This is a genomic window from Streptomyces sp. SBT349, assembly GCF_001083795.1.
In the GTDB taxonomy this organism is placed as follows: domain Bacteria; phylum Actinomycetota; class Actinomycetes; order Streptomycetales; family Streptomycetaceae; genus Streptomyces.
In genome coordinates this window covers 1-19,148 of the sequence record NZ_LAVK01000131.1, presented here as the reverse complement: position 1 = coordinate 19,148, position 19,148 = coordinate 1, and the positions used below count along the sequence as shown (strand labels likewise).

The window sequence follows — 19,148 nt, the reverse complement described above, 5'->3', positions numbered from 1 at the left end:
GTCGGGAAGGGGGTCCATCGGGGGGCGGAAATCCGGCCGGGACAGCCGTTCCTCGTCGATGAGTCCCGGGTGCGGCGGCTGCTCGGCGCGCACCGGCGCGTCGAGCCGCTGCCCCTCGTCGAGCTGCCACCGTTCCACCAGGGCCCGTCCCGCGCCGAGTTCGGGCGTGATCCAGGGGCCGCCGATGTTCCAGCCCGAGCCCGCCGTGAGGTCGACGCCCAGGCCGTGGTCCCGCGCATGGCGGGTGGCGGCGTCCAGCGCGGCGAGCCATTCCGGGCCGAGGAACGGCAGCACCCGGTCCTCCTGGCCCTGCGCCTCGTAGATGGGCTGGATCTCCACCCCGCCGAGGCCCGCCTCCGCGAACGCGCGGAGGTGCCCGGCCAGCCCCGTTTCGGTCACGGCGCTGCCGAGCCACCACCAGCGGGTCCACGGCCGTGTCTGCGAGGTGACGGGGCCCCAGCCGAGGCCGTCGGCCCCTCCGGAAGTCTCTGCGGCCCCCTCGGCCCGGCCGGCGCCGAGGGCTTGGGACATCGCTGCGGAAGTCGTCACTGCCATGGAACCGAGCAGGACGGTACGTCGGCGGATCATGTGCCTCCTCTGGAAGGGGGGCATCAACTCCCCCGTCGAGGGCCTGGCTTGATTGTTCGCTTGAATCGATTCACCGCAGGATCCCCAACCGTGTGCGGCGATGTCAATACGCGTGCACGCGTTCACACGTTCACGTCACACGCGCCGCCCGAGCCGGTGACTCGGGCTCGGGTCCCGTGTCGGTCCGGGGTCTGACCCGTGCCCGCGGGCGTCGGACCGCAGGCGGACACCGCACCGCTCCGTGGTCGGATGTGGCCCGTTCCCTCGTGGGCCCGGCGGGCGGCGGCCGCGGCCCTGTGGGGCTCCCTGCCGTCCGCCCTGTGGCGCCTCTCCCTGGTGCTCGGCCTACCGCTGGGGCTCGCCGAGTCCGAGTACGACGCGATGCTCATCCCGGGTTGGGGGTATCTCGTCGTGCCGTTGCTGTCCGTGCTGCAGGCGGCCCTGGCCTACCTGACGCTGGGCCTGGTGCGGCCGTGGGGGGAGGTGTGGCCGGGCTGGGTCCCGTGGCTGAGGGGCCGCCGCATCCCCGTGCTCGCCGCCGTCGTCCCGGCGGGCATCGGGGCACTCGCGTGCACGGTCTACGGCGTGCTCTTCGTCTGGACGACACTGCACGCCGAGATGGCCATCACGCCGTGGGGAGAGTGGCTGATGAACGCCTGCTACCTGCCGATGGCGGCGTGGGGTCCGCTGCTGGGTGCCGTCACGCTGCACTACTACCGGCGCCGCACACGCGGCTGACCGGCCCGGCCCCGCGTCACCGCCGGGCACAGCCCCACCTTCGACCTCCGCGGCATGAGCAGTCCCTTCACCGGGGGCACCCCGATGTTCCCCTGGCACGTGGCCCGGTGCTGTCGACACTCGTGCACACCACTCGACGGTGGATCGGGGTGCCTCGCGCATCAAGCCGACCGTGTCCGCGGCGGCCTCCCCGCCGAGTGGGACGCCCCGCGACTCCACATGATCACGCGGGCTCTCCGTTCGATCAGATGGCGGACGCGGGGTGCCGGTCCGTCCCTTCGTCCGTGTCCGTCTCCGCCATGGCATAGAGGGCGGCCAGCTCACGCACGATGTTCACCACGCGCGATCGGAGTGTCTCGGGCGTGAGGATCTCGGCCTCGGCGCCCAGCTTGAGGATCTCCGGGAGGGCCTGCTCGACGGTCTCGATCGGGACGACGACTCGGCACCAGCCATCGGTGCCCGGGGAGGAGGCGGTGCGTCCGGCCGCCTCGGCCGCGGCCGGTTCCCTCAGGTGGGGCAGGCGGTTGAGGGCCGCTGGGGAGACGCGCATCGTCGCCTCGCCCCGGTGGCGGCGCGCGTCGAACCGCTCCAGATACGTTCGCCAGTAGGCGGCCAGGTCGAAGCCGGGCAGCCGGTCGAATGGCTCGGGTTCAAGGCGGTTCCCGCTGCGCGCTCGCCTCGCATGCGACACCTCGGGCATGGTGGTGGCCCGGTCGTCGCGCCGGGTGGGCGCCGGGTTCCACGGCTCAGGTGCGGGGGCTGCTTGCGGAGACGGGAAGGTGCTGGTCCAGCCTGGGTTGGAGAGGGAATTGAGCCGGTCGAGGGCGCTGGTGATCACATCGGTCCAGGGCCAGTGGGTGGCAGGACTACCAACCGAAGGTGGAAGCTGTGACCAGCTTCTGCGCTGTGTCGTCCAGGTGCAGGTTGCGCAGGCCGGTGTTGCGGGCGGTGCGGATGCGGTCCTCGCAGCGGGCCCACCGCCGGTGACCTAGTTGTATCGACCACGAGCGTTGTTGACAGTGGTTTCGATCCAACCGGCGCGCCAGGTTGGCGGGTCAGCGTGTTGAAGTCGACGGGCCGTTTGGCTGCTTCTCGCTGGGAACCGCTGCGTCGGGCGCGGAGGTTGTGAGGCGCCTGACCCGCTGTGCCGACAGGACCATCTCCAGCATGAGGAATGCGGTGATCAGGAGGAGTGCCACGGCCGGCGGGAGGTGATCGGCGAGCAGGGCCAGGGCGCCGAGCAGGATGAGGTTGGGCAGCAGCCAGGCAACCACCCGAGTAATGGGGTATCGGATCTGGGTGAGGCCGAGGATGGCGTTGTTCGTCAGGTAGGTCGCCAGTGCGGCGGCGCAGAGCCTCAGCGATGCGCTGGCGTTGTGACCTTGGGCGGCGGCGGTGACCAGGCCGCTGAGTCCGGCGGCGAAGGCGGTGAGGGCGGCGACGGGCAGGAAGTGCCCGATGATGAAGATCGCCCGGGTGAGCCGGAACGCTTCTTCGGGGCGCGACGTCATGGTCTTCTCGGCCACGGCGGAGCCGAAGTCGAAGTAGAGCCACCACAGGAGGGCGAGGGCGAGGAAGGCGGCCAGGCCGGTGATCACTGCCGCCGGTGCGGTATTCGCCTGGGCGATTGACGCGATGATCAGTGCGATGCCTTCGCCGAGCACGATGATGACGAACAGGCCGAACCGCTCGACGAGGTGGCTGATTTCGATGCGGCCGTCTGTCAGCCAGCGTTGCACTTGAGAGGTTCCGTGCGAGCGCCCGAGCCACGGGGTGATCTCGACCAGGAGCCCGGCCAGCCACAGGAGGTAGGTGAGGGGCGGCTGCAGCATGGTGGATCCGGCCCATAGAGCGGCCGAGATCAGCAGGGGCCAGTTGGATCCGCCCGCCGGCCCCTTGCCGCGCAGAACGAACCGGAGGATGAGCAGGACGACCCGGGTGGCGGCGTAGGCCCCCGCGTACATGGCCGGGTCGCCGTGGGCGGCCGGGGTCGCCGCTGCGGCCATCACCAGCAGGGCCGCCATCTGCGCCAGCCAGGCGATCCGGCGCTCGATGCCGCCTTCCCCGGTCAGGTTGGAGTACAGCGTCGATTCGATCCACACCCACCAGGCGGGCAGGAACAGGGCCAGCATCCGCAGCGCGGCCTCCCAGCCGGGGTGCTCTACGAGCGGGTGGGCGAGCTGGGCGACGAGGGCGACGAACAGCAGGTCGTAGAAGAGCTCCAGCCAGCCGGCGTGTCGTTCTCCTACCGCACTCGCCCGCGAGTCGTCGTCCGGTGTGTGGTCGTTGGCGGCCATCGCGCGGCCCTCGTCTTTCTCAGCGCGGGACGTCTTCAGGGGTGGGCTTCAGGAACCCGGCGCTGCTCAGTGCGGTGCGGTGAAACTGCGTACGGCCTCGATGAGCGCCGCGCGGTGTTCCTCGATGCGCCGGGGGGATTGGGGGTTGTCGCCCGCCAAGGCGCGCAGTCCCGGTGGGGCGCTGATCCAGCTCTCGCTGGTCCGCAGGACCATGGCGAACAGGTCCACGGCGGGGATCCGACGATTGATCTTGCCTGCGGCCTGGGCCTCGGCGATCGCGTCGACCCGTGCCTGGTAGCTGAGCTGCTCTTCTTCGGTGGGCCCAGCGGGATCCAAGATGCGCCACGAGGCGAGTCGGCCGACGTGCGGGTTGGCCAGCACGTAGTCGAAGCGGGCCGCGGCGAATGCCGCGAGGTCGTCGGGGATGAAGGGGACCGCCTCGATGAGCTTGGCGATCTCAGCCTTCAGGACCGCCGAGAACAGGGCGTCCTTGTCTCCGAAGTACATGTAGATGAGGCGCTTGTTCGCGCCCGCCTGCTCGGCGATGCGGTCGATGCGGGCACCGGCGAAGCCGTGCTCGGCGAATTCCTGCGTGCCTGCCGCCAGCAGCCGTGCCCTGGTCGCCTCGGCGTCGCGCGGGTGGCGCCTGGGTGCGGGCAGGGCTTCGGTGTCGGTTCCGGCGTCAGTCATGACCTCACCATACCCCGATGTAACTAACTAGGTACATACGTCCGAATCGTGCTAGCGTTGTAGGTAACCAGTTAGTTATATCCAGGAAGAAGATGCCTGACCATGGCAAACACACTTGAGACGCTGACTCTGGCGGACGGCCTGACTATTTCGCGCATGGGCTACGGGGCGATGCAGCTCGCCGGACCGGGCGTCTTCGGCCCGCCGCGCGACCGCGCCGAAGCCGTCGCCGTGCTGCGTGAGGCCGTCGAGCTCGGCGTCACCCACTTCGACACCGCCGACTTCTACGGCCCGGCCGTCACCAACGAGATCATCAAGGAGGCCCTGCACCCCTACGACGGCGTCACCATCGCCATCAAGGTCGGCGCCCTGCGCGGCAACGACGGCTCATGGATCCCCTCGACGGACCCCGAGAGCCTGCGCACCCAGGTCCACGACAACCTCACCCACCTCGGTGTGGACACACTCGACGTGGCCTACCTGCGCACCGGCTCCCACGAGGGGACGACCGAGGAATCGATCGCGGCGGAGTTCACCGCACTGGCCGAGCTGCGCGAGCGGGGCCTGATCCGGCACCTCGGGCTCAGCGGCGTATCGGCCGCACAGCTGACCGAGGCGCAGTCCATCGCCCCGGTCGTCGCGGTGCAGAACCTGTACAACCTCGTCAACCGGCAGGACGACGACCTGGTGGACCACGCCGCCCGCGAACACATCGCCTTCGCCTCGTTCTTCCCGCTCGGCGGCTTCACCCCGCTCCAGTCCGACGTCCTCGCCGACATCGCCCGCCGCCTGGACGCTACTCCTCAGCAGGTCGCCCTCGCCTGGCTGCTGCAGCGCTCGGCCACCTCGATCGTCATCCCCGGCACCTCCTCACGCGCCCACCTGCGGGAGAACATCGCCGCGGCCGACCTCAAGCTGCCCGCCGACGCCATCGCCGAACTCGACGCCATCGGCAGCTGAACCCGGCCGCCCTCACGCAAGAAGGTCCTCCCATGTCCGCGACCACCGCCACCCCGGAGCGCATCGGCTTCATCGGCCTGGGCGACCAGGGCGGCCCCATGGCCCGCGCCATCGCCGAAGCGGGCCACCCGCTGCACGCCTGGGCCCGCCGCCCCGCCTCCCTCGCCATACTCGACGGCGTCCCCTACACCGCCCATGCCGGCGCCGCCGACCTCGCCGCCGCCTGCGACATCCTCTGCCTGTGCCTGCCCGAGGACGAGGACGTACGCAGCGTCGTCCTCGACGGCGGCCTCCTGGAGCACATGAAGCCGGGCTCCGTCCTGGTCAACCACGGCACCGGCCTGCCGGCCTTCGCCGGGGAACTCACTCGCCTCTGCGCCGCCCACGACGTGCACGTCCTGGACGCCGCAGTCAGCGGAGCCCGTGCCGGCGCACTCGCCAAGACCTTGACCACCATGGTCGGTGGCGACGAGACCCAGGCCAAGCGCTGCGAAGGCATCTTCCAGTCGTTCTCGACCAGCGTCGTCTACATGGGCGGCGCGGGCAGCGGGCAGCTGGCCAAGCTGTTCAACAATGCGCTGATGATGATGAACCAGCGCAGCATCGAGGAGATCATCGAGGTCGCGCAGCGCGTCCACCTGGACCTGCCCAGGCTCCTTGAGGTGCTCGGTACCGGCAGCGCCACCAGCGCCGCCCTCACCTCCCTGAACGCCGCGATCACCGTCGACAACGCCGAGCACCTCACCAAGCTGCAACTCATCGACATGCAGCTGTTCGCCGACGCCGTCGCACCCCACCACGCCCAGGCCGACGACGTCACCGCCCGCGCCGTCGACGGATCCCACGGCCTGGTCGCCCTTGCTCGCGCGGTCGCACCGCACTGACGTCCCCCAACAGCCGCACCAGCCGCTCTCTGACCGGGCCTGCGGGAGCCGTCCGGTCGGAGAGCGGCGCCCAGTCCACACACATCACCGCAGAGGTCTTCTTGTCCCACCCCGATGCCCGGCTGACCGTCCACGGCAGACGGCTCCTCGTCGAACGGGTCCGGGCCGGTAGGTCCGTCGCCCACGTGGCCGACGAGATGGGCATCTCCCGCGCCACGGCCCACAAGCGGGTCCGTCGCTGGCGAGCCGAAGGTGACACCGGCCTGTATGACCGCCCCAGCCGACCACGGACAACTCCGCACCGCGCCCCCCGCCGATGTCGAGTCCCGCATCTGCGACCTGCGGCGTGAGCGAAAACTCGGCCCGGCCAGGATCGGCCCGATCCTGGGACTGCCCGCCTCGACCGTCCACCGCGCCCTGACCCGGCACAACCTCGACCGTCTGCGGTGGATGGACCGCCCCACCGGCCAGATCATCCGCCGCTACGAGCGATCACGCCCAGGTGAACTGGTCCACGTCGACATCAAGAAGCTCGGCAACATCCCCGACGGCGGCGGGCATCGGATCATGCCGCGGCAGCAGGCCGGCGCCAACCGGCAGGCCACGACCAGCGCGCAAAGGCGGCAGCCCGGTGATCGGCTACAGCTTCATCCACACCGCCGTCGACGATCACTCCCGCCTCGCCTGCAGCGAGGCCCTCACCGACAACGGCTCCTGCTACAGGTCCAGGCTGTTCGCGCAGACCCTGAGCGACGCTGGCATCATCCACAAGCGCACCCGGCCCTACCGCCCGCCAACGAATGGCAAGGTGGAACGCCTGAACCGCACCCTGCTGGACGAATGGGCCCACGTGCGCCCGTACTCCAGCACTACCGAACGCACCGATGCCTTGGCGGAATTCATCCACACCTACAACCATCACCGCGGCCACACCGCGCTCGGTGGTCAGCCGCCCATCAGCCGAGTCAACAACCCTGCGGGTCAATACAGCCCGTTGCTTCGTAAGGATCGTTGACGCATCCGGTGAGGGAGACGCACCGGTCGTCGACGGGCTGGACACCCCGGCATCGCTCAAAGCGTTCAGTGGATTCATGACACCGCGGCTCCTCCGAGGTGCGGTGTTCGGGTCGTCCTGCTCGGCACGGTGCCCGACATCCTCTTCGTGGCTCTCGTAATCGGCTCGGCCTCTCCCGCCGGTGCCGCTTGACCGGTGGGAGCGTTCCTGGCCGACCTGGCGTTCGCGTTCGGCCAGGCTCTGGTACTCATACTCGCGGCCCGACACAAACGCCTGCGCGGTGACACTGATGCACGATGAGGGCGAATGAAGCTCACCCGGCCGGTGGGCAGGCAGCCTGGCCGGTCTTGCCTCGAACAGACTCAGGTAGGGGACCTTGGACGTCTGAACCGCGAACCCCCGGGCGTCAGAGGTACGCGGGCCGCTTCCCGCTTCAGCTCGTGGTCCTCGTGGCCGAGGGAGAACCGTTCCAGCTTCGGACAGGTCGGCTCCTTCACGAACCGCTCCGTCGCTGATGCCGCGGCGGCTGGCATCCATGCGTGCCACGATGCTGGTATGCAGGTCATCGTGGTGGGTGCGGGCCAGGTCGGTCTCACCGTGGTCAAGTCGCTCGCCGAGGAGCACGACTGTACGGTGATCGACATCGACAAGGCACGCCTGGACGCCGTCTCACACGCCTACGACGTGCGGATCACGCAGGGTAGTGGTGCCCGGCGCGAGACGCTTCTCCAAGCCGGTGTAGCCGACGCCGATCTCGTCCTGGCATGCACGTCGCGAGATGAGGTCAACCTGGTGACCGCCATGCTCGCCCGTCGGCTGTCGTCGGCGCGGACGGTTGTGCGTGCCACCGAGATGGACTACCTGGCCGCCTGGCGTGCGGGTGATCTTGATGTGGACCTCCTCGTCTCGACGGCGTTCGAGACCTCAAGCGCCGTCGCGCGTGTCCTCGATGTGCCGGGGGCCCGCCATGTGGACTTCTTCGCCGACGGCGAGGTGGTCGTGCTCGGCCTCGACGTCCCCGAGACGAAACCGCCGCAGTTCGCCGACCGCCCCCTGCGTGACGCGGACCTCCCCGCGGCATCCCGGGTGGTCGCCATCGTGCGCGGCGGCAGCCGAATCAGACCGACCGCGCACGAGGCGGTGCGGCCCGGTGATCGGGTGATCGTGATGGCGTCCCTTCCCGCAGCGCGCACGTGGAGCCGACTGGTCACCGGGGCCGATCCCATCGACGACATCGCGCTCTTCGGCGCCGGTCGCGCAGGGACGGCCATCGCTCGAATGCTGCTCGACAAAGGGATCCACGTACGGCTGATCGAGCCGGATACGGCACGAGCGCACGCGGCCGCCGAGGCGCTCGATCGAGCACAGGTCTTCCACGCGACGGGCCTCGACTCCGCGTTCCTGCGCCGCGAGCGCATCGGTGCGGCAAGAGCGGCGGTGTGCGCCAGCGGCGACGACTCGCGCAACCTGCACGCGGCGGTGCTGGCAAAGGTCCACGGGGTCGAAGTCACGCTGACGATCCTGCGCGACCCCGCCGCCGCTGAGGTCTTCGAGGCTGCCGGCGTCGACGTAACGGTCGACCCGGGTGACGAGACCGCGGAGAAGATGGTCCGCTTCACGTTCGCCGAGCACACACACCAGATGGCGATGCTGGAGGACGACCGTTTCGAGGTGCACGCCATCACCGTCCGGCCCGGCAGCCGATTCGCGCACCGCCCCGTCGACGCGCTTCCCGGGGCCGACGTGGGCGCGCTCGTCCGCGACAGCAGGGTGTTCTTCCCCGACGGTGAGGACGAGCTGCGGCCCGGGGACCGCGCCATCCTCCTCACCGAGCCCGAACGCGTCCCCGCGATCAAGCGCGACCTGTGACGCCGTCGCGCTCGTCGCCGCGTCGGCGCCGGTGGCGCCCGCACACACGAGTCGGTGTCGACGTGCGGACAACGCTGGGCGTCGTCGGTACCGTGCTCACCTGGTTCGCGGGCGCGTACGTCGTCCCAGCAGCCGTCGCGCTCGCAGCCGGCGAGCCCCCATGGCCCTTCCTCATCACCGGACTCGCGGTAGCTGTGACGGGCCTGGCGCTCAAGCGTCTGACGGGCAAGCGGCCCCCGCTGGACGTCCGGGAGGGATTCCTCGTCGTCGTCGCGGTCTGGCTCGTCGTGCCCGCGTTCGGCGCGCTGCCGTTCGTGCTCGGCAATGTCCCGCAGCTCGATCACCCAGTCGACGCCTACTTCGAGGCGATGTCGGGGTTCACCGCTACCGGGGCGACCGTCTTGACCGACGTGAGCGCGCTCGGACTCGACATGCTGTTCTGGCGCCAGCTCACCGGCTGGCTGGGCGGTCTGGGAATCATCGTCCTCGCGCTCGCGGTCCTGCCGCGTCTGCGCATCGGCGGCCGCGAACTCCTGCGCTCCGAGCTACAGGGACCGATCGAGGTCGAATCGCTCGGCGCGACCATTCGCGGAACCGCCAGACGGCTGTGGAAGGTCTACCTCACGGTGACGGTGACCGGCGTCCTGGTCCTGGCTGGCCTGGGGTGGGCGGGGCTGGATCAGCGGATGGGCCTCTTCGACGCGTTCTCCTACGCGACGTCCGCTGTGGCCCTCGGTGGGTTCGCCCCTCGGGCCGACTCGGCTCAGGGCCTCGCGCCGGTAACGCAGTGGGTGCTCTGCGGGCTGATGGCGCTGGCCGGGGTGAACCTGCTGCGGTTGTACCGCCTCGCCGCACTGCGCCACATCCGGGCTGCCGCTCGCGACGAGGAACTGCGCCTGTATCTCGGTCTGCTCGTCGTGGGCACATCCGTCCTGGCTGCCGGGCTGCTCGCCGACGGCACGGTGAACGGGCCCGGCGGCGTCCGGCACGCGGCCTTCCAGACGGTTTCGGTGATGACCACCACCGGCTTCGCGACGCTGGACTGGTCGACCTGGGGAACGCGCGCAACGCTCACTCTACTGGCGCTGATGTTCATCGGGGCATGCGCCGGGTCGGCCAGTGGTTCGATCAAGGTCATTCGCCACCTGATCCTCTTTCGCTTCGCCCGCCGCGAACTGGAGCAAGCCGTCCACCCCGACGCCGTCATCCCGGTGCGCGTGAGCGGCCGGGTGGTCGACAACCCCGCGCTCCGCTCGGCGCTCGTGTTCGTCGTCCTCTACCTGCTCGCGTTCGCGCTCGGGACGCTCGGCCTCGCCCTCGACGCCGAAGCGAGCACTACCGGCACCGGCGCGTTCACCGCGCTCGGCGCCGCCGCGTCCTGCCTCGGCAACATCGGCCCGGCCTTCGGCCAGATGGGCCCGTTCGGTTCCTACGCGCCGCTCGGGGACCCGTCGAAGGCGATCCTCACCGCCCTCATGTTCCTCGGCCGTATCGAGATCGTTCCCCTGGCAGTGTTGCTCCGCCGCAGCTACTGGCGTGCCTAGGAGTTATGGGCGGCTCGTCCCACCGTTCTGCCTGCGGCTCCGGCTGAGGACCCCAGCGCTCACAACGATCGGGGGTGGATCAGGAGGAGGGCGATGTCGTCCGCGCGGGTGGCGGCGCGTTCGGAGCGGTCGATGAGGGCGTCGGCGAGGGCGTCCACGCCGGGGAGGTCGGCGTCGGTGAGTTGACCGGCCAGGTCGGCGATCGCGTCGTCGATGTCGGCGCCGGGGGTCTCGATCAGGCCGTCGGTGTACAGGGCGAGCACCGCCCCGGTGGGCAGCGGGATCTGGTCGGCGTGGTATTCGGCCCGGCTGTCGATGCCGAGGGGCAGTCCGGGACGCAGCCGCAGGATGTCGGTGTGTCCGTCCGGGTACCGCAGGATGGGTGGGGGGTGGCCGGCGTTGGCCAGGTGGGCCGTTTCGCGGCGCAGGTCGAGGTGGGCGTACAGGCAGGTGGTGAACAGGTCCGGGGCGAGGTCGGTGAGCAGGTGGTTGGTGCGGGTGAGGACCTCGCCGGGGGGTGCGCCGGCGCTGGCGTGGACGGCCGTGCGGACCTGGCCCATGAGGGCGGCGGCGTTCACGTTGTGTCCCTGGACGTCGCCGATGGCGGCCACCACGGTGGTGTCGTCGACGCGGATGAGGTCGTAGAAGTCGCCGCCGATGTCCATGGCGCGGGTGGCGGGGAGGTAGCGGGCCGCCACGTCGAGGCCCTCGACGCGGGGGAGCGCGCGGGGCAGCAGGTACTCCTGGAGGCTGCGGGTGAGGTGGTGCTCGACGTCGTGGAGCCGCGCCCTGTCCAGGGCCTGGGCGATCAGCCCGGCCACCGAGGTGAGGACGGCGCGTTCCTCGGTAGGGAACGGGTGTGGCCGTTCGTAGGCGAGGACGAGCGAGCCGACGGCGGTGCCGGAGGCGATGAGGGGCAGGAAGGCCCATGAGGCCATGCCGTCCTGGTGGACGGCCGGGGGATGGGCGCGCTTGAGGTCGGCGAAGGTGGTGAAGAAGCTCGGGGTACCGGTGGCCAGGACGCGTTCGGCGGGGGCGTCACCGGTGAGCGGGGCGTCGTCGAAGCGCCGCATGAGCTCGGTGCTGTAGCCGCGGTGGCCGATGATGGACAGTCGGCCCGCATGGGCCTTGAGCAGGGCGAGGGCCTGGACGCCGAACGCCGCCATGAGCTGCTCGGCCGCCCTGTCGACGACTTCCCGCACCCCCACGGCCTCGGTGAGCGAGGCGGCCAGGTGCATCAGATGGTAGAGCTCGTGGGCGCGGGTCGCGCCGGTCGGCGCCGGCGGCGTGGACTCCCCGGGCTCAGGGGCGTGGTCGACATCGGTGGGGGTGATGTAGACGCTGGTGCCGGACTCGTCCCCGTGGCACTGGAGCTCCAGCCACCGGCCCGAAGGGTGCTGGACGGTGAGGGACTGGGGTTCGCGGCTCACCGCCCCGGCCCGGCTGCGGTCCTCGAACGCCGGGCCGTCCAGCCAGGGCAGAACCTCCCAGGGCAGAGAGCCGAGAAGCTCTGACTCGCGCGTGCCGAGCAGCTCGGCCGCGGTGGCGTCCACGAAGGTGATCTCCCCGTTGAGGTCGAGCCCGCAGCAGCCGCCGGGCAGCCGGTCGACGAACGCCAGCGCCTCGGTCCCCTTGAGAGGGCCAGGAACCTGGGCCCGTGGCGTGGCCAGGATCCGGGGCGAGGGGCCGGGCCGCAGGGGGTGGCCGCGGTCGGCCGCCTGCCGCAGGATCTCGTTCATCCGCTCGCACCAGGCGCGCAGCACCGCCTCGTGCGGCGGGGCGGGTTGCCCCGGGTAGGCGCCGGGCCAGGCCAGCACCAGTGCTCCGGACGGCCCGGCGCCATCGGTGATCGGGAGGGCCGCCACCGCGAACTTGTAGGGGAGCACGAGCGCTGGGCGCGGGTAGCGGTTGGCCAGCTCCTCACGGCTGTCGAGCCACACCAGGCGCCGCTCGCGCACGGCGTCGGCCACCGGGATGGGAGCGTCCAGAGCGACCCGCGTCCAGTCCGCGACGAGGTTCTGCAGCCCTCCGGTCACCACCGCCATGCGGAGAACGCCCTCCCCCGGCGGCAGCACATACACCATCCCCACCGAGGCATCGGACTCCCGCACGACCTGGATCAGCGCGCTGTCCAGGACGTCGACACCGAAGCCGACACGAGCCCGCACGCCCTCACCTCCCAGCTCAGCGACACTCACCACACACGAGAACATGAAGTGACACAGGGCGCATATGGGCCGCCGTCACATGGCGGCACCGGCGGGGAGACGACCGGCGCCTGTGCCTGATGTGCGCGAAGATCGCCCGCGTTCTGGCCGGCCAGGCGGGTGCCGTCTGGCGGGCATGCTCCACTGCACGGTCAGCCCGAACCGTTACGGAAACGACTCGGCGAAACGGCTACGCGAGGCGATGGTCCGAACGTGGGTGCGAGGTCTTTCGATGACCCTCGACGTCCAGGTCTTCGTCCATCGGATCTGCATGACTCCGGGAGAACCCATCGAGAAGCGGGTCGTACAGGACTACCTGGACCCCGGTGGGACGGGGGTCAGGGAACGGATCGATGCGTGCGTCCGCTGGGCCAACACCACCGGGCAACTCGTGGGCAGGCACCGCATGCCCTTCAGCCGTGACGATCGGCGTCGCTCCTACACGGCCGCTCCGCAGGTCGCCAGCGTCGTCCTGGAAGAGCTACGTGCAAGCGAGGTCAATGACGAGGGCGTGACCGGGGCCGCAGCCGCCGCGTTCCGGCCTCCGCGGTGGGCCCGGCGCAACTGACGCGGGCCGTCGGAGCGTCCATGGAGATGGCGGGCCCACAACGGCCGACACCATGTGATGGGCGCCGACCGGACGGCGTGGAGCGAAGGAGGCGTGCCTGACGTGTCGTGGAGATGGGGGATCACGTATACGGTCGCGGCGGTGGGGGCCGCGCTTCTTGCGGTGCGGGTGAAGAGAGTGCTGAGCAACCCCTTCGCGCCGGCGGAGCCCTTCGGGCAGGCGGAGAAGGAATTGGACAAGCGGGATCGGGCGCTGCGCGAAGAACACCCCGATACCGCGGCGCTCCGGCACCGGGCCCACTACCTGAGCGAGATCGGGGACCTGGCCGGCGCCCTGGAAATCTCCGAGCAGCTGCTCGCCGAGCGGGTGCGGGCGCTGGGCGAAGACCACCCCCAGGTCCTCACCACTCGGCACAACCTGGCCAACCTGCGCGGCAGGGCCGGGGACGCGGCCGGTGCCGCCGAGGCGTTCGAACGGCTGGCGCTTGACATGGAGCGAGTGCACGGACCCGACTACATTTACACCGTCGTGTCCCAGCGCGCCGCCGTCCGCTGGCGGGAGGAAGCGGAAGGCGGCAGCCAGGGCACGGAGTGACGACAGCGGCGCCGCACCCACGTGGCCGGCGAGCCCCGACCGCTCGCCACGGGCGCGGGAGTGCACCGCGCCACGGGAGTCACCGCGCCACGGGAGTCACCGCGCGACGTGGCCGCAGCGGGGAGCCCGGGCCCGGTCGTCACGCCCGTTCCGAATGCCGGCCCGACGCCCGCCGGTACCGCGCGTTTCTTTCCCCCGCTGACGCTGCTCTCCCCACCGACGCCGCCTCCACTGACCTGCGGCGGAGAAGCCGAGCCGAAGGAGGTCGCGAACGGTCGTACGGATGTGGGGGCGAGCGCGCGGTGGTGGAGCTGGCGTCGCGGCAGGCGTGAGCGGGCGGCGGCATCCGCCCCGGTACCTGCGTCCCCGTACCGCGGACGCAGGGCGTGACCGGTGCCGCAGCCGCCGCGCCCTTTCGGGGAGGGTCCCGAACCGGACGGGAGAAGGTGTGCGCCAGCGCGTATCGACCGTAGCGCCTGCACCCTGCCCGAGCCGGACCTTGGGATGCATCCCGTCCGCCCACACGTAGTCGCTGTCGGCGACGTCGCGCTGCTGGAAGGCTGCGTGGTCGTCCTGCCACTGCTTCGTCAGCCGGGGCGCACTCCCGCGTCCTGGTGCTGATGGGTGTGCGCCTGGACGGCACCAAGGAACTGAAGGCGCTGGCTGAGGTGTTCCCGGCTGCCCGTCACCAGCGGTGCTGGGTCCACAAGACCCGGAATGTCACGAACGCCCTGCCGAAGTCCGCACAACCGGGCGCGACGAAGGCGATGCAGGAGATCTACAGGTCAAGCTTCGTACTAAGGTCACCCGCGGCTGGCGCGCGGTCACCGGCGCCCATCTCGTCGCCCTGGTCCGGGCGGGCGCGCGGTTCGAGAACGGCGTCCTGGTCGAGCGCGAGGAGACCGTAGCCGCCTGACACCGCGCGGCCCTCGACAACTGCCCGATCAAGCGCACCAAGCGCACGACACGATCGTGATCAGGGGGCAGACTACTGGCATGAGATCTCGAACCGGTGGCATGTGGTGGGGAACGACGATCGAGGCGCTGGACCCCAGTGGCCTGGCGAAGTTCTACGCCGAGCTCCTTGGCTGGCACATCGGACACGAGGAGCCTGGAACAGCCATCGTCGCCGCCTCCCCGCAAGGACCGTTCTTCGTGTTCCAGCAGGCGGAGGGCTATCGGGCTCCGGTCTGGCCTCCGGTCGCCGGGGAACAGCGCCCGATGATGCACTTCGACTTCCAAGTCGGCGACCTGGACTCCGCCGTCGCCGAGGCGGTCGCCTTGGGCGCCACCGTGGCGGAGTTCCAGCCGCAGGAGAACGTCCGGGTGATGCTCGACCCTGCCGGACACCCCTTCTGCCTGTGCTTCGACGAGGCATGACCGGCGGGGCTTGACCCGGCTCAGAACGGGAAGACCGAGGGTCCTCGAAACGATCGAGGATGCTCCACTCGCCGTCAGCGAGGTCGGTGTACAGGAGGCCCGGAGCGGCATCGCAGGCGGTCGAGGGAACGAGCCCTGGGTAGACACGGCCCGACAAGGCGGCGGCCCTCCAGCCGCGCGCCGCGTCCGGGGCGCTGCTGAGCACGCGTCCGAGAAGCCCGTGGATGACGCGTGGGAAGCGCAGCGTGCCATACACGAAGAGAACGTCGGGACGCACGGCGAGGCGACCGGAGGGTGGATGGGCTTGCGACGGGTTGGATCGTTTGAAGAGATGGCTCATGTTCCGATCCTCCGGACGATCGTGGCTCGACGAGTCGTTGCGGAACAGGCTGGACGCCTTCACCAATGCTGGCGATCGGGGGTACGTGTTCCGTCGCGGTACCCGGGCGGTGGGCAGGGAGCTCTTCCCAGAAGGTCACCGGTCGGCCGGCGGCTTGGAGCGGCTGCTCGATCGGCAGCGGCGTCACGGCGGGGAGACCGTTCTCGGCGAGCCACCAGGTGACCAAGACCTCGCGCGTGGCTGCGTCCTCCTGGCCAACACGGGCGATGCGAGCAACGACGCCGTTCGGCAGTCGCCAGATGTCGTTCTCCGTGAAGCGCATCGGCTCCGCGCCCGTCACGGACAGACGCGCGCTGGCGGATGCTTCTCGCAAGATGGCGAAGGACGCCTCGGTGCGCGAGATGCTCATGTCTGGACGATGGGCGCGACGCGCTCGCGGAGCTGGGCAACCTCAGGCCCCACGGCGTAACGCGCCGCTGCTTTCCCGGCGCCGCCGATGGTCTTGCCGCGCTTGCGGGCGGACTCGTGGCCTTCCAGGGTGCGGTCGCGGATGTACTCGCGCTCCATGCCGGACATGGCCGCGAGCACGGTGAACACGATGCCGGACGGGTCGTGTGAGCCCTTCAGCTCTCCGGTGAGGAACTCCAGGCCGACGTGCTCGCTTTCAGTTCCACGGCAAGCATGGCGAGGAGATCGACCCGTACGACGACGCTGCGCAGCAGTTGGCCGCAGGCAGCAACCGAACTGGTGCGGCACACGTCTCCCGCAGCATGATCTCCAGCGAGCACCAAGAGCAGGCGATGTCCGTCAGGCTGGCCTCGCCGTCCGCGGTGGGTGTGGATCCGCCGAAGGTCAACGACTACGACAGCTTCGCCGAGGCGTACACGGCCGTGAATGAAACCAACCTGGTCAATGCCTACTACGAGCGTCCCGCGATGCTGGCCCTCGCTGGAGACGTGGCCGGCCGGCGGATCCTCGACGCCGGCTGCGGATCGGGGCTCCTGTATGCCGCGCTGCGCGACCGTGGCGCCATGGTGAGTGGCTTCGACTCGAGCGCCGGGATGCTGGAGCTGGCCCGGCAGCGACTCGGCGACGGTGCGGACCTGCGGGTGTCGGACCTGGGCGGCCCGCTTCCTTACCTGGATGACACGTTCGACGATGTGGTCGCGTCCCTGGTGCTGCACTACCTGGAGGACTGGGGGCCGGCGCTGGCCGAGCTGCGACGCATGCTCAAGCCCGGCGGTCGGCTGATCGCTTCCGTCGACCATCCCTTTGCCGTCAACCTCATACACCGCGAGGTCGGCCGCGAGGCGGAATGCGACTACTTCGACACCACCAAGTGGACCGCAGAGTGGACCATAGGCGGCCAGACCGCCCTGGTGAGTCGCTGGCACAGGCCGCTGCACGCGATGATCGAGGCTTTCACCGGGGCCGGTTTCCGGATCACGGTCATCAGCGAGCCGGATCCTGATCCCGCCGCCCGCGAGCTGTTTCCCGAGGCCATCGCGGCCATGCCGCGCTTCCTGTGCTTCCTGTTCTTCGTCCTGCAGCCCGAGTAGCAGCCAGAACGACCGGTCCCTGCGGAGCGGTCGGCTGTCCTCGTCGTCGGCCGCTTCCCCGTGAGCGGGACCGGTCGTCCTGGCTGCGGCTGGAGCTTTTGTGACGGGTTGCTTCGCGATGTGGCTCAAGGGCCGGGGTGGTCAACAGGGGTGAGCCTTTTGTCTCCGACAAGCGATCCTTATGGCAGGTGCGTTTGATCGGGTTGGTCGTTCTCCAGACATGACACCGAGGGATTAATCACGTCGGCCCTGGGCGGTACGCCGGTGATGGAACTGGGCCAACGAGCCGGTGTGCTCGTCGATCGGTGGTGCCCGGTGGGACGACCCATTCGGTGGGCTGGCCGGTGAGGGAGGCGATCATGTCGAAGTCGCCGTCGTAGTGGAGGACCGTCAGCCGGTTCAGCTCCGCGGTGGCGGCGATGAGAAGATCAGGTCGTGAGAGAGCGCGGTGGAAGCCGGCGTTGAGCGCGTGGCGCTGGACTTCCAAAGCGTGGGTGAAGGTGTCCTCGTCTGTGCGCAGGTAGTCGAAGGCGTGGGGCCACGTGCTGATGCGCATTGCTCCGCGCTGTCCCGTGCGGAGCGGACCATCTCATACCCGGTGGGTTGGCACACCGCGAGCAGCGATCCGAGCGCAGCCCTTCTCGATACCAGATATCTCCGGCCGAGCCCAACTCCGTTCCTTTCGAGACTGTGGCCCTGGCCCGCCACAGAACGGCAGGCGACTGCCAAGTGTTATTGAAGAGGGACGACATGTGCCAACGAAGCATGCTCGCCGCCATGACCCTGCTCGCCAGGGAGCCATGCACCTTCCAGGCCGTTGAAGTCCGCACCGCGCTGCGCGAGTACGCGTTCAACCGCAACCGCCGGGAAGCCGCACCTCCCGAGGCGGCCGCCATCCTGCGCTGGGTGAAGCGCAACACCCCGACCATGGCGGTCTGGGAAGACGCCGACGGGGTGGAAGACCTGCTGGAGGCCCTCGACACCAAGCTCGACGGCACACCCGTGGCGGCATCCACCGTCAAGCGCAACCGCCGCATCCTCAACGTCATGGTGCAGTACGCCATCCGCCGGGGCGTGCTGCGTGCAAGGGGACCAGTCCCAAAACCTCCACAGCGGTGGACAAGCGGTGCCTGATCAATGCCATGCAGGCCGCGCGGCTGCTGGCCCGGGTTCGCGTGCGCCCTCGCGGTGGGCAGCGGCTTCACGCCTTCTTCGCGATGCTGTACTACGCCGGACCCCGACCGGAAGAGGCCGTGGCGATGAGGGTGAGCGATGTGAGCCTCCCGGAGGAGGACGCCACGGATCAGTGGGGCGAACTACTGTTCCATACCGTCAGCCCTGAGGTCGGCAAACAGTGGACCGACTCAGGCCGCCCTCGCGACCGCCGTCACCTGAAAGGGCGGGCCGAGGGCGATACCAGGCCGGTGCCCTGCCACCCGGCCCTCGTGAAGATCTTGCGCGAGCACATCGAACGCGAGGGTCTCGGACCCGGCGATCGCCTGTTCCAGAGGGAACGCGGCGGCGAACTGGCGGGCTCCGTGATCCGCAGGGCCTGGGGCATGGCCCGGAAGAGTGAACTCACACCGCACGAAGTCGACTCACCGCTGGGCAGGCGCGTCTACGACCTGCGCCACACCTGCCTGACGACCTGGCTCAACAACGGCATACCGCCCGCCCAGGCTGCTGAATGGGCCGGCAACAGCGTTCCCGTCCTCCTGGCCACCTACGCGCGTTGCCTCTCCGGGCCGCTGACAGCCCTCCTCCAGCGCATCGAAGCCGCCCAGGACCTCACCGCGCTCAGCGCTCCACAAGCGCCCGGGGCCAAAAACTTCGACACGTATTCGACACGGCCACCCGCAAAAAGCCGCCCTCAGCCGGACCCAGCCAGTCACACACGGCCCCCGGCACCCCCGGC

At 69.9% G+C, this 19,148-nt stretch carries 18 protein-coding genes and 3 pseudogenes; 13 read left to right on the top strand and 8 right to left on the bottom strand.

Translation table 11 applies throughout. The features are described 5' to 3' along the window. Positions 1-555 (bottom strand): glycosyl hydrolase (locus ADY01_RS17700; RefSeq protein ID WP_267888445.1); only part of this gene is annotated, 555 nt, incomplete at its 3' end. A gap of 282 nt (positions 556-837) precedes the next feature. Between ADY01_RS17700 and ADY01_RS17695 the strand changes: the two genes are divergently transcribed. Then, positions 838-1,326, top strand: a complete 489-nt coding sequence (locus ADY01_RS17695) for a hypothetical protein (protein ID WP_049573958.1) — start codon at positions 838-840, stop codon at positions 1,324-1,326. A gap of 244 nt (positions 1,327-1,570) precedes the next feature. On the opposite strand, the gene ADY01_RS17690 is transcribed toward ADY01_RS17695, so the two are convergent. The 3 genes from ADY01_RS17690 to ADY01_RS17680 form a co-directional block, all read right to left on the bottom strand. Next, entirely contained in the window at positions 1,571-2,164 is a 594-nt protein-coding gene (locus ADY01_RS17690) for a helix-turn-helix transcriptional regulator (protein WP_199826256.1), read from the bottom strand. 217 nt (positions 2,165-2,381) lie between these two features. Then, positions 2,382-3,623, bottom strand: a complete 1,242-nt coding sequence (locus tag ADY01_RS17685) for a low temperature requirement protein A (RefSeq protein WP_049573957.1) — start codon at positions 3,621-3,623, stop codon at positions 2,382-2,384. A 66-nt stretch (positions 3,624-3,689) separates the two neighbouring features. Next, complete coding sequence (locus ADY01_RS17680) at positions 3,690-4,313, bottom strand: TetR family transcriptional regulator (protein ID WP_049573954.1); 624 nt, start codon at positions 4,311-4,313, stop codon at positions 3,690-3,692. Positions 4,314-4,415: 102 nt separating this feature from the next. On the opposite strand from ADY01_RS17680, the gene ADY01_RS17675 reads away from it, so the two are divergent. The 5 genes and pseudogenes from ADY01_RS17675 (at position 4,416) to ADY01_RS17655 (ending at position 10,585) form a co-directional block, all read left to right on the top strand. Further along, positions 4,416-5,273 (top strand): oxidoreductase, encoded by an 858-nt coding sequence (locus ADY01_RS17675; protein WP_049573952.1) that lies wholly within the window; start codon positions 4,416-4,418, stop codon positions 5,271-5,273. Between the two features lie 32 nt (positions 5,274-5,305). Next, positions 5,306-6,157 carry an NAD(P)-dependent oxidoreductase gene (locus ADY01_RS17670; protein WP_049573949.1) on the top strand — a complete coding sequence of 284 codons (852 nt, stop codon included), beginning with the start codon at positions 5,306-5,308 and terminating at the stop codon, positions 6,155-6,157. A gap of 101 nt (positions 6,158-6,258) precedes the next feature. After that, positions 6,259-7,172 (top strand): annotated as a pseudogene (locus ADY01_RS17665) (integrase core domain-containing protein). Positions 7,173-7,478: 306 nt separating this feature from the next. Further along, positions 7,479-9,041 carry a Trk system potassium transporter TrkA gene (trkA, locus tag ADY01_RS17660; protein ID WP_234320289.1) on the top strand — a complete coding sequence of 521 codons (1,563 nt, stop codon included), beginning with the start codon at positions 7,479-7,481 and terminating at the stop codon, positions 9,039-9,041. 62 nt (positions 9,042-9,103) lie between these two features. Next, entirely contained in the window at positions 9,104-10,585 is a 1,482-nt protein-coding gene (locus ADY01_RS17655) for a TrkH family potassium uptake protein (RefSeq protein WP_234320288.1), read from the top strand. A 59-nt stretch (positions 10,586-10,644) separates the two neighbouring features. On the opposite strand, the gene ADY01_RS17650 is transcribed toward ADY01_RS17655, so the two are convergent. Then, positions 10,645-12,753: a SpoIIE family protein phosphatase gene (locus tag ADY01_RS17650; protein WP_049573943.1), complete on the bottom strand. Its 2,109-nt coding sequence runs from the start codon at positions 12,751-12,753 to the stop codon at positions 10,645-10,647. 271 nt (positions 12,754-13,024) lie between these two features. Here ADY01_RS17650 and ADY01_RS17645 point away from each other — a divergent pair, with 271 nt between their 5' ends. The 4 genes and pseudogenes from ADY01_RS17645 (at position 13,025) to ADY01_RS17635 (ending at position 15,334) form a co-directional block, all read left to right on the top strand. Then, positions 13,025-13,360, top strand: a complete 336-nt coding sequence (locus tag ADY01_RS17645; protein WP_049573939.1) for a hypothetical protein — start codon at positions 13,025-13,027, stop codon at positions 13,358-13,360. Between the two features lie 177 nt (positions 13,361-13,537). Continuing rightward, positions 13,538-13,954, top strand: coding sequence for a tetratricopeptide repeat protein (locus ADY01_RS17640; protein ID WP_234320287.1), 417 nt, complete (start codon positions 13,538-13,540; stop codon positions 13,952-13,954). Positions 13,955-14,607: 653 nt separating this feature from the next. Continuing rightward, a pseudogene (locus ADY01_RS37145) lies at positions 14,608-14,870 on the top strand (transposase); the annotation flags it as partial. Between the two features lie 80 nt (positions 14,871-14,950). Next, entirely contained in the window at positions 14,951-15,334 is a 384-nt protein-coding gene (locus ADY01_RS17635; RefSeq protein WP_234320286.1) for a VOC family protein, read from the top strand. A gap of 49 nt (positions 15,335-15,383) precedes the next feature. Here ADY01_RS17635 and ADY01_RS37140 read toward each other — a convergent pair. Together ADY01_RS37140 and ADY01_RS17630 are read right to left on the bottom strand one after the other, a co-directional pair. After that, positions 15,384-15,674, bottom strand: a pseudogene (locus ADY01_RS37140) (gamma-glutamylcyclotransferase family protein); the annotation flags it as partial. Between the two features lie 405 nt (positions 15,675-16,079). Further along, complete coding sequence (locus ADY01_RS17630) at positions 16,080-16,430, bottom strand: recombinase family protein (protein WP_234320285.1); 351 nt, start codon at positions 16,428-16,430, stop codon at positions 16,080-16,082. Between the two features lie 14 nt (positions 16,431-16,444). Here ADY01_RS17630 and ADY01_RS17625 point away from each other — a divergent pair, with 14 nt between their 5' ends. Further along, positions 16,445-17,233 carry a class I SAM-dependent methyltransferase gene (locus ADY01_RS17625; protein ID WP_199826255.1) on the top strand — a complete coding sequence of 263 codons (789 nt, stop codon included), beginning with the start codon at positions 16,445-16,447 and terminating at the stop codon, positions 17,231-17,233. A gap of 238 nt (positions 17,234-17,471) precedes the next feature. Here the strand turns inward: ADY01_RS17625 and ADY01_RS17620 are convergent, their stop codons facing one another. Beyond that, complete coding sequence (locus ADY01_RS17620; protein ID WP_234320284.1) at positions 17,472-17,789, bottom strand: PIN domain-containing protein; 318 nt, start codon at positions 17,787-17,789, stop codon at positions 17,472-17,474. Between the two features lie 221 nt (positions 17,790-18,010). Here ADY01_RS17620 and ADY01_RS40645 point away from each other — a divergent pair, with 221 nt between their 5' ends. Beyond that, positions 18,011-18,367: an integrase gene (locus ADY01_RS40645; protein ID WP_234320283.1), complete on the top strand. Its 357-nt coding sequence runs from the start codon at positions 18,011-18,013 to the stop codon at positions 18,365-18,367. Further along, the coding region (locus tag ADY01_RS37135; protein ID WP_234320282.1) for a tyrosine-type recombinase/integrase at positions 18,349-19,148 on the top strand (800 nt) is incomplete at its 3' end. The genes ADY01_RS40645 and ADY01_RS37135, both read left to right, overlap by 19 nt.

Bases quoted from the DNA above. Each gene is read 5' to 3' on its own strand.
- ADY01_RS40645 (WP_234320283.1), top strand. From the start codon at position 18,011: ATGACCCTGCTCGCCAGGGAGCCATGCACCTTCCAGGCCGTTGAAGTC.
- trkA (WP_234320289.1), top strand. From the start codon at position 7,479: ATGAAGCTCACCCGGCCGGTGGGCAGGCAGCCTGGCCGGTCTTGCCTC.
- ADY01_RS17645 (WP_049573939.1), top strand. From the start codon at position 13,025: ATGACCCTCGACGTCCAGGTCTTCGTCCATCGGATCTGCATGACTCCG.
- ADY01_RS17680 (WP_049573954.1), bottom strand. From the start codon at position 4,313: ATGACTGACGCCGGAACCGACACCGAAGCCCTGCCCGCACCCAGGCGC.
- ADY01_RS17685 (WP_049573957.1), bottom strand. From the start codon at position 3,623: ATGGCCGCCAACGACCACACACCGGACGACGACTCGCGGGCGAGTGCG.
- ADY01_RS17675 (WP_049573952.1), top strand. From the start codon at position 4,416: ATGGCAAACACACTTGAGACGCTGACTCTGGCGGACGGCCTGACTATT.
- ADY01_RS17635 (WP_234320286.1), top strand. From the start codon at position 14,951: ATGAGATCTCGAACCGGTGGCATGTGGTGGGGAACGACGATCGAGGCG.
- ADY01_RS17670 (WP_049573949.1), top strand. From the start codon at position 5,306: ATGTCCGCGACCACCGCCACCCCGGAGCGCATCGGCTTCATCGGCCTG.
- ADY01_RS17620 (WP_234320284.1), bottom strand. From the start codon at position 17,789: ATGCGCATCAGCACGTGGCCCCACGCCTTCGACTACCTGCGCACAGAC.
- ADY01_RS17625 (WP_199826255.1), top strand. From the start codon at position 16,445: ATGATCTCCAGCGAGCACCAAGAGCAGGCGATGTCCGTCAGGCTGGCC.
- ADY01_RS17695 (WP_049573958.1), top strand. From the start codon at position 838: ATGTGGCCCGTTCCCTCGTGGGCCCGGCGGGCGGCGGCCGCGGCCCTG.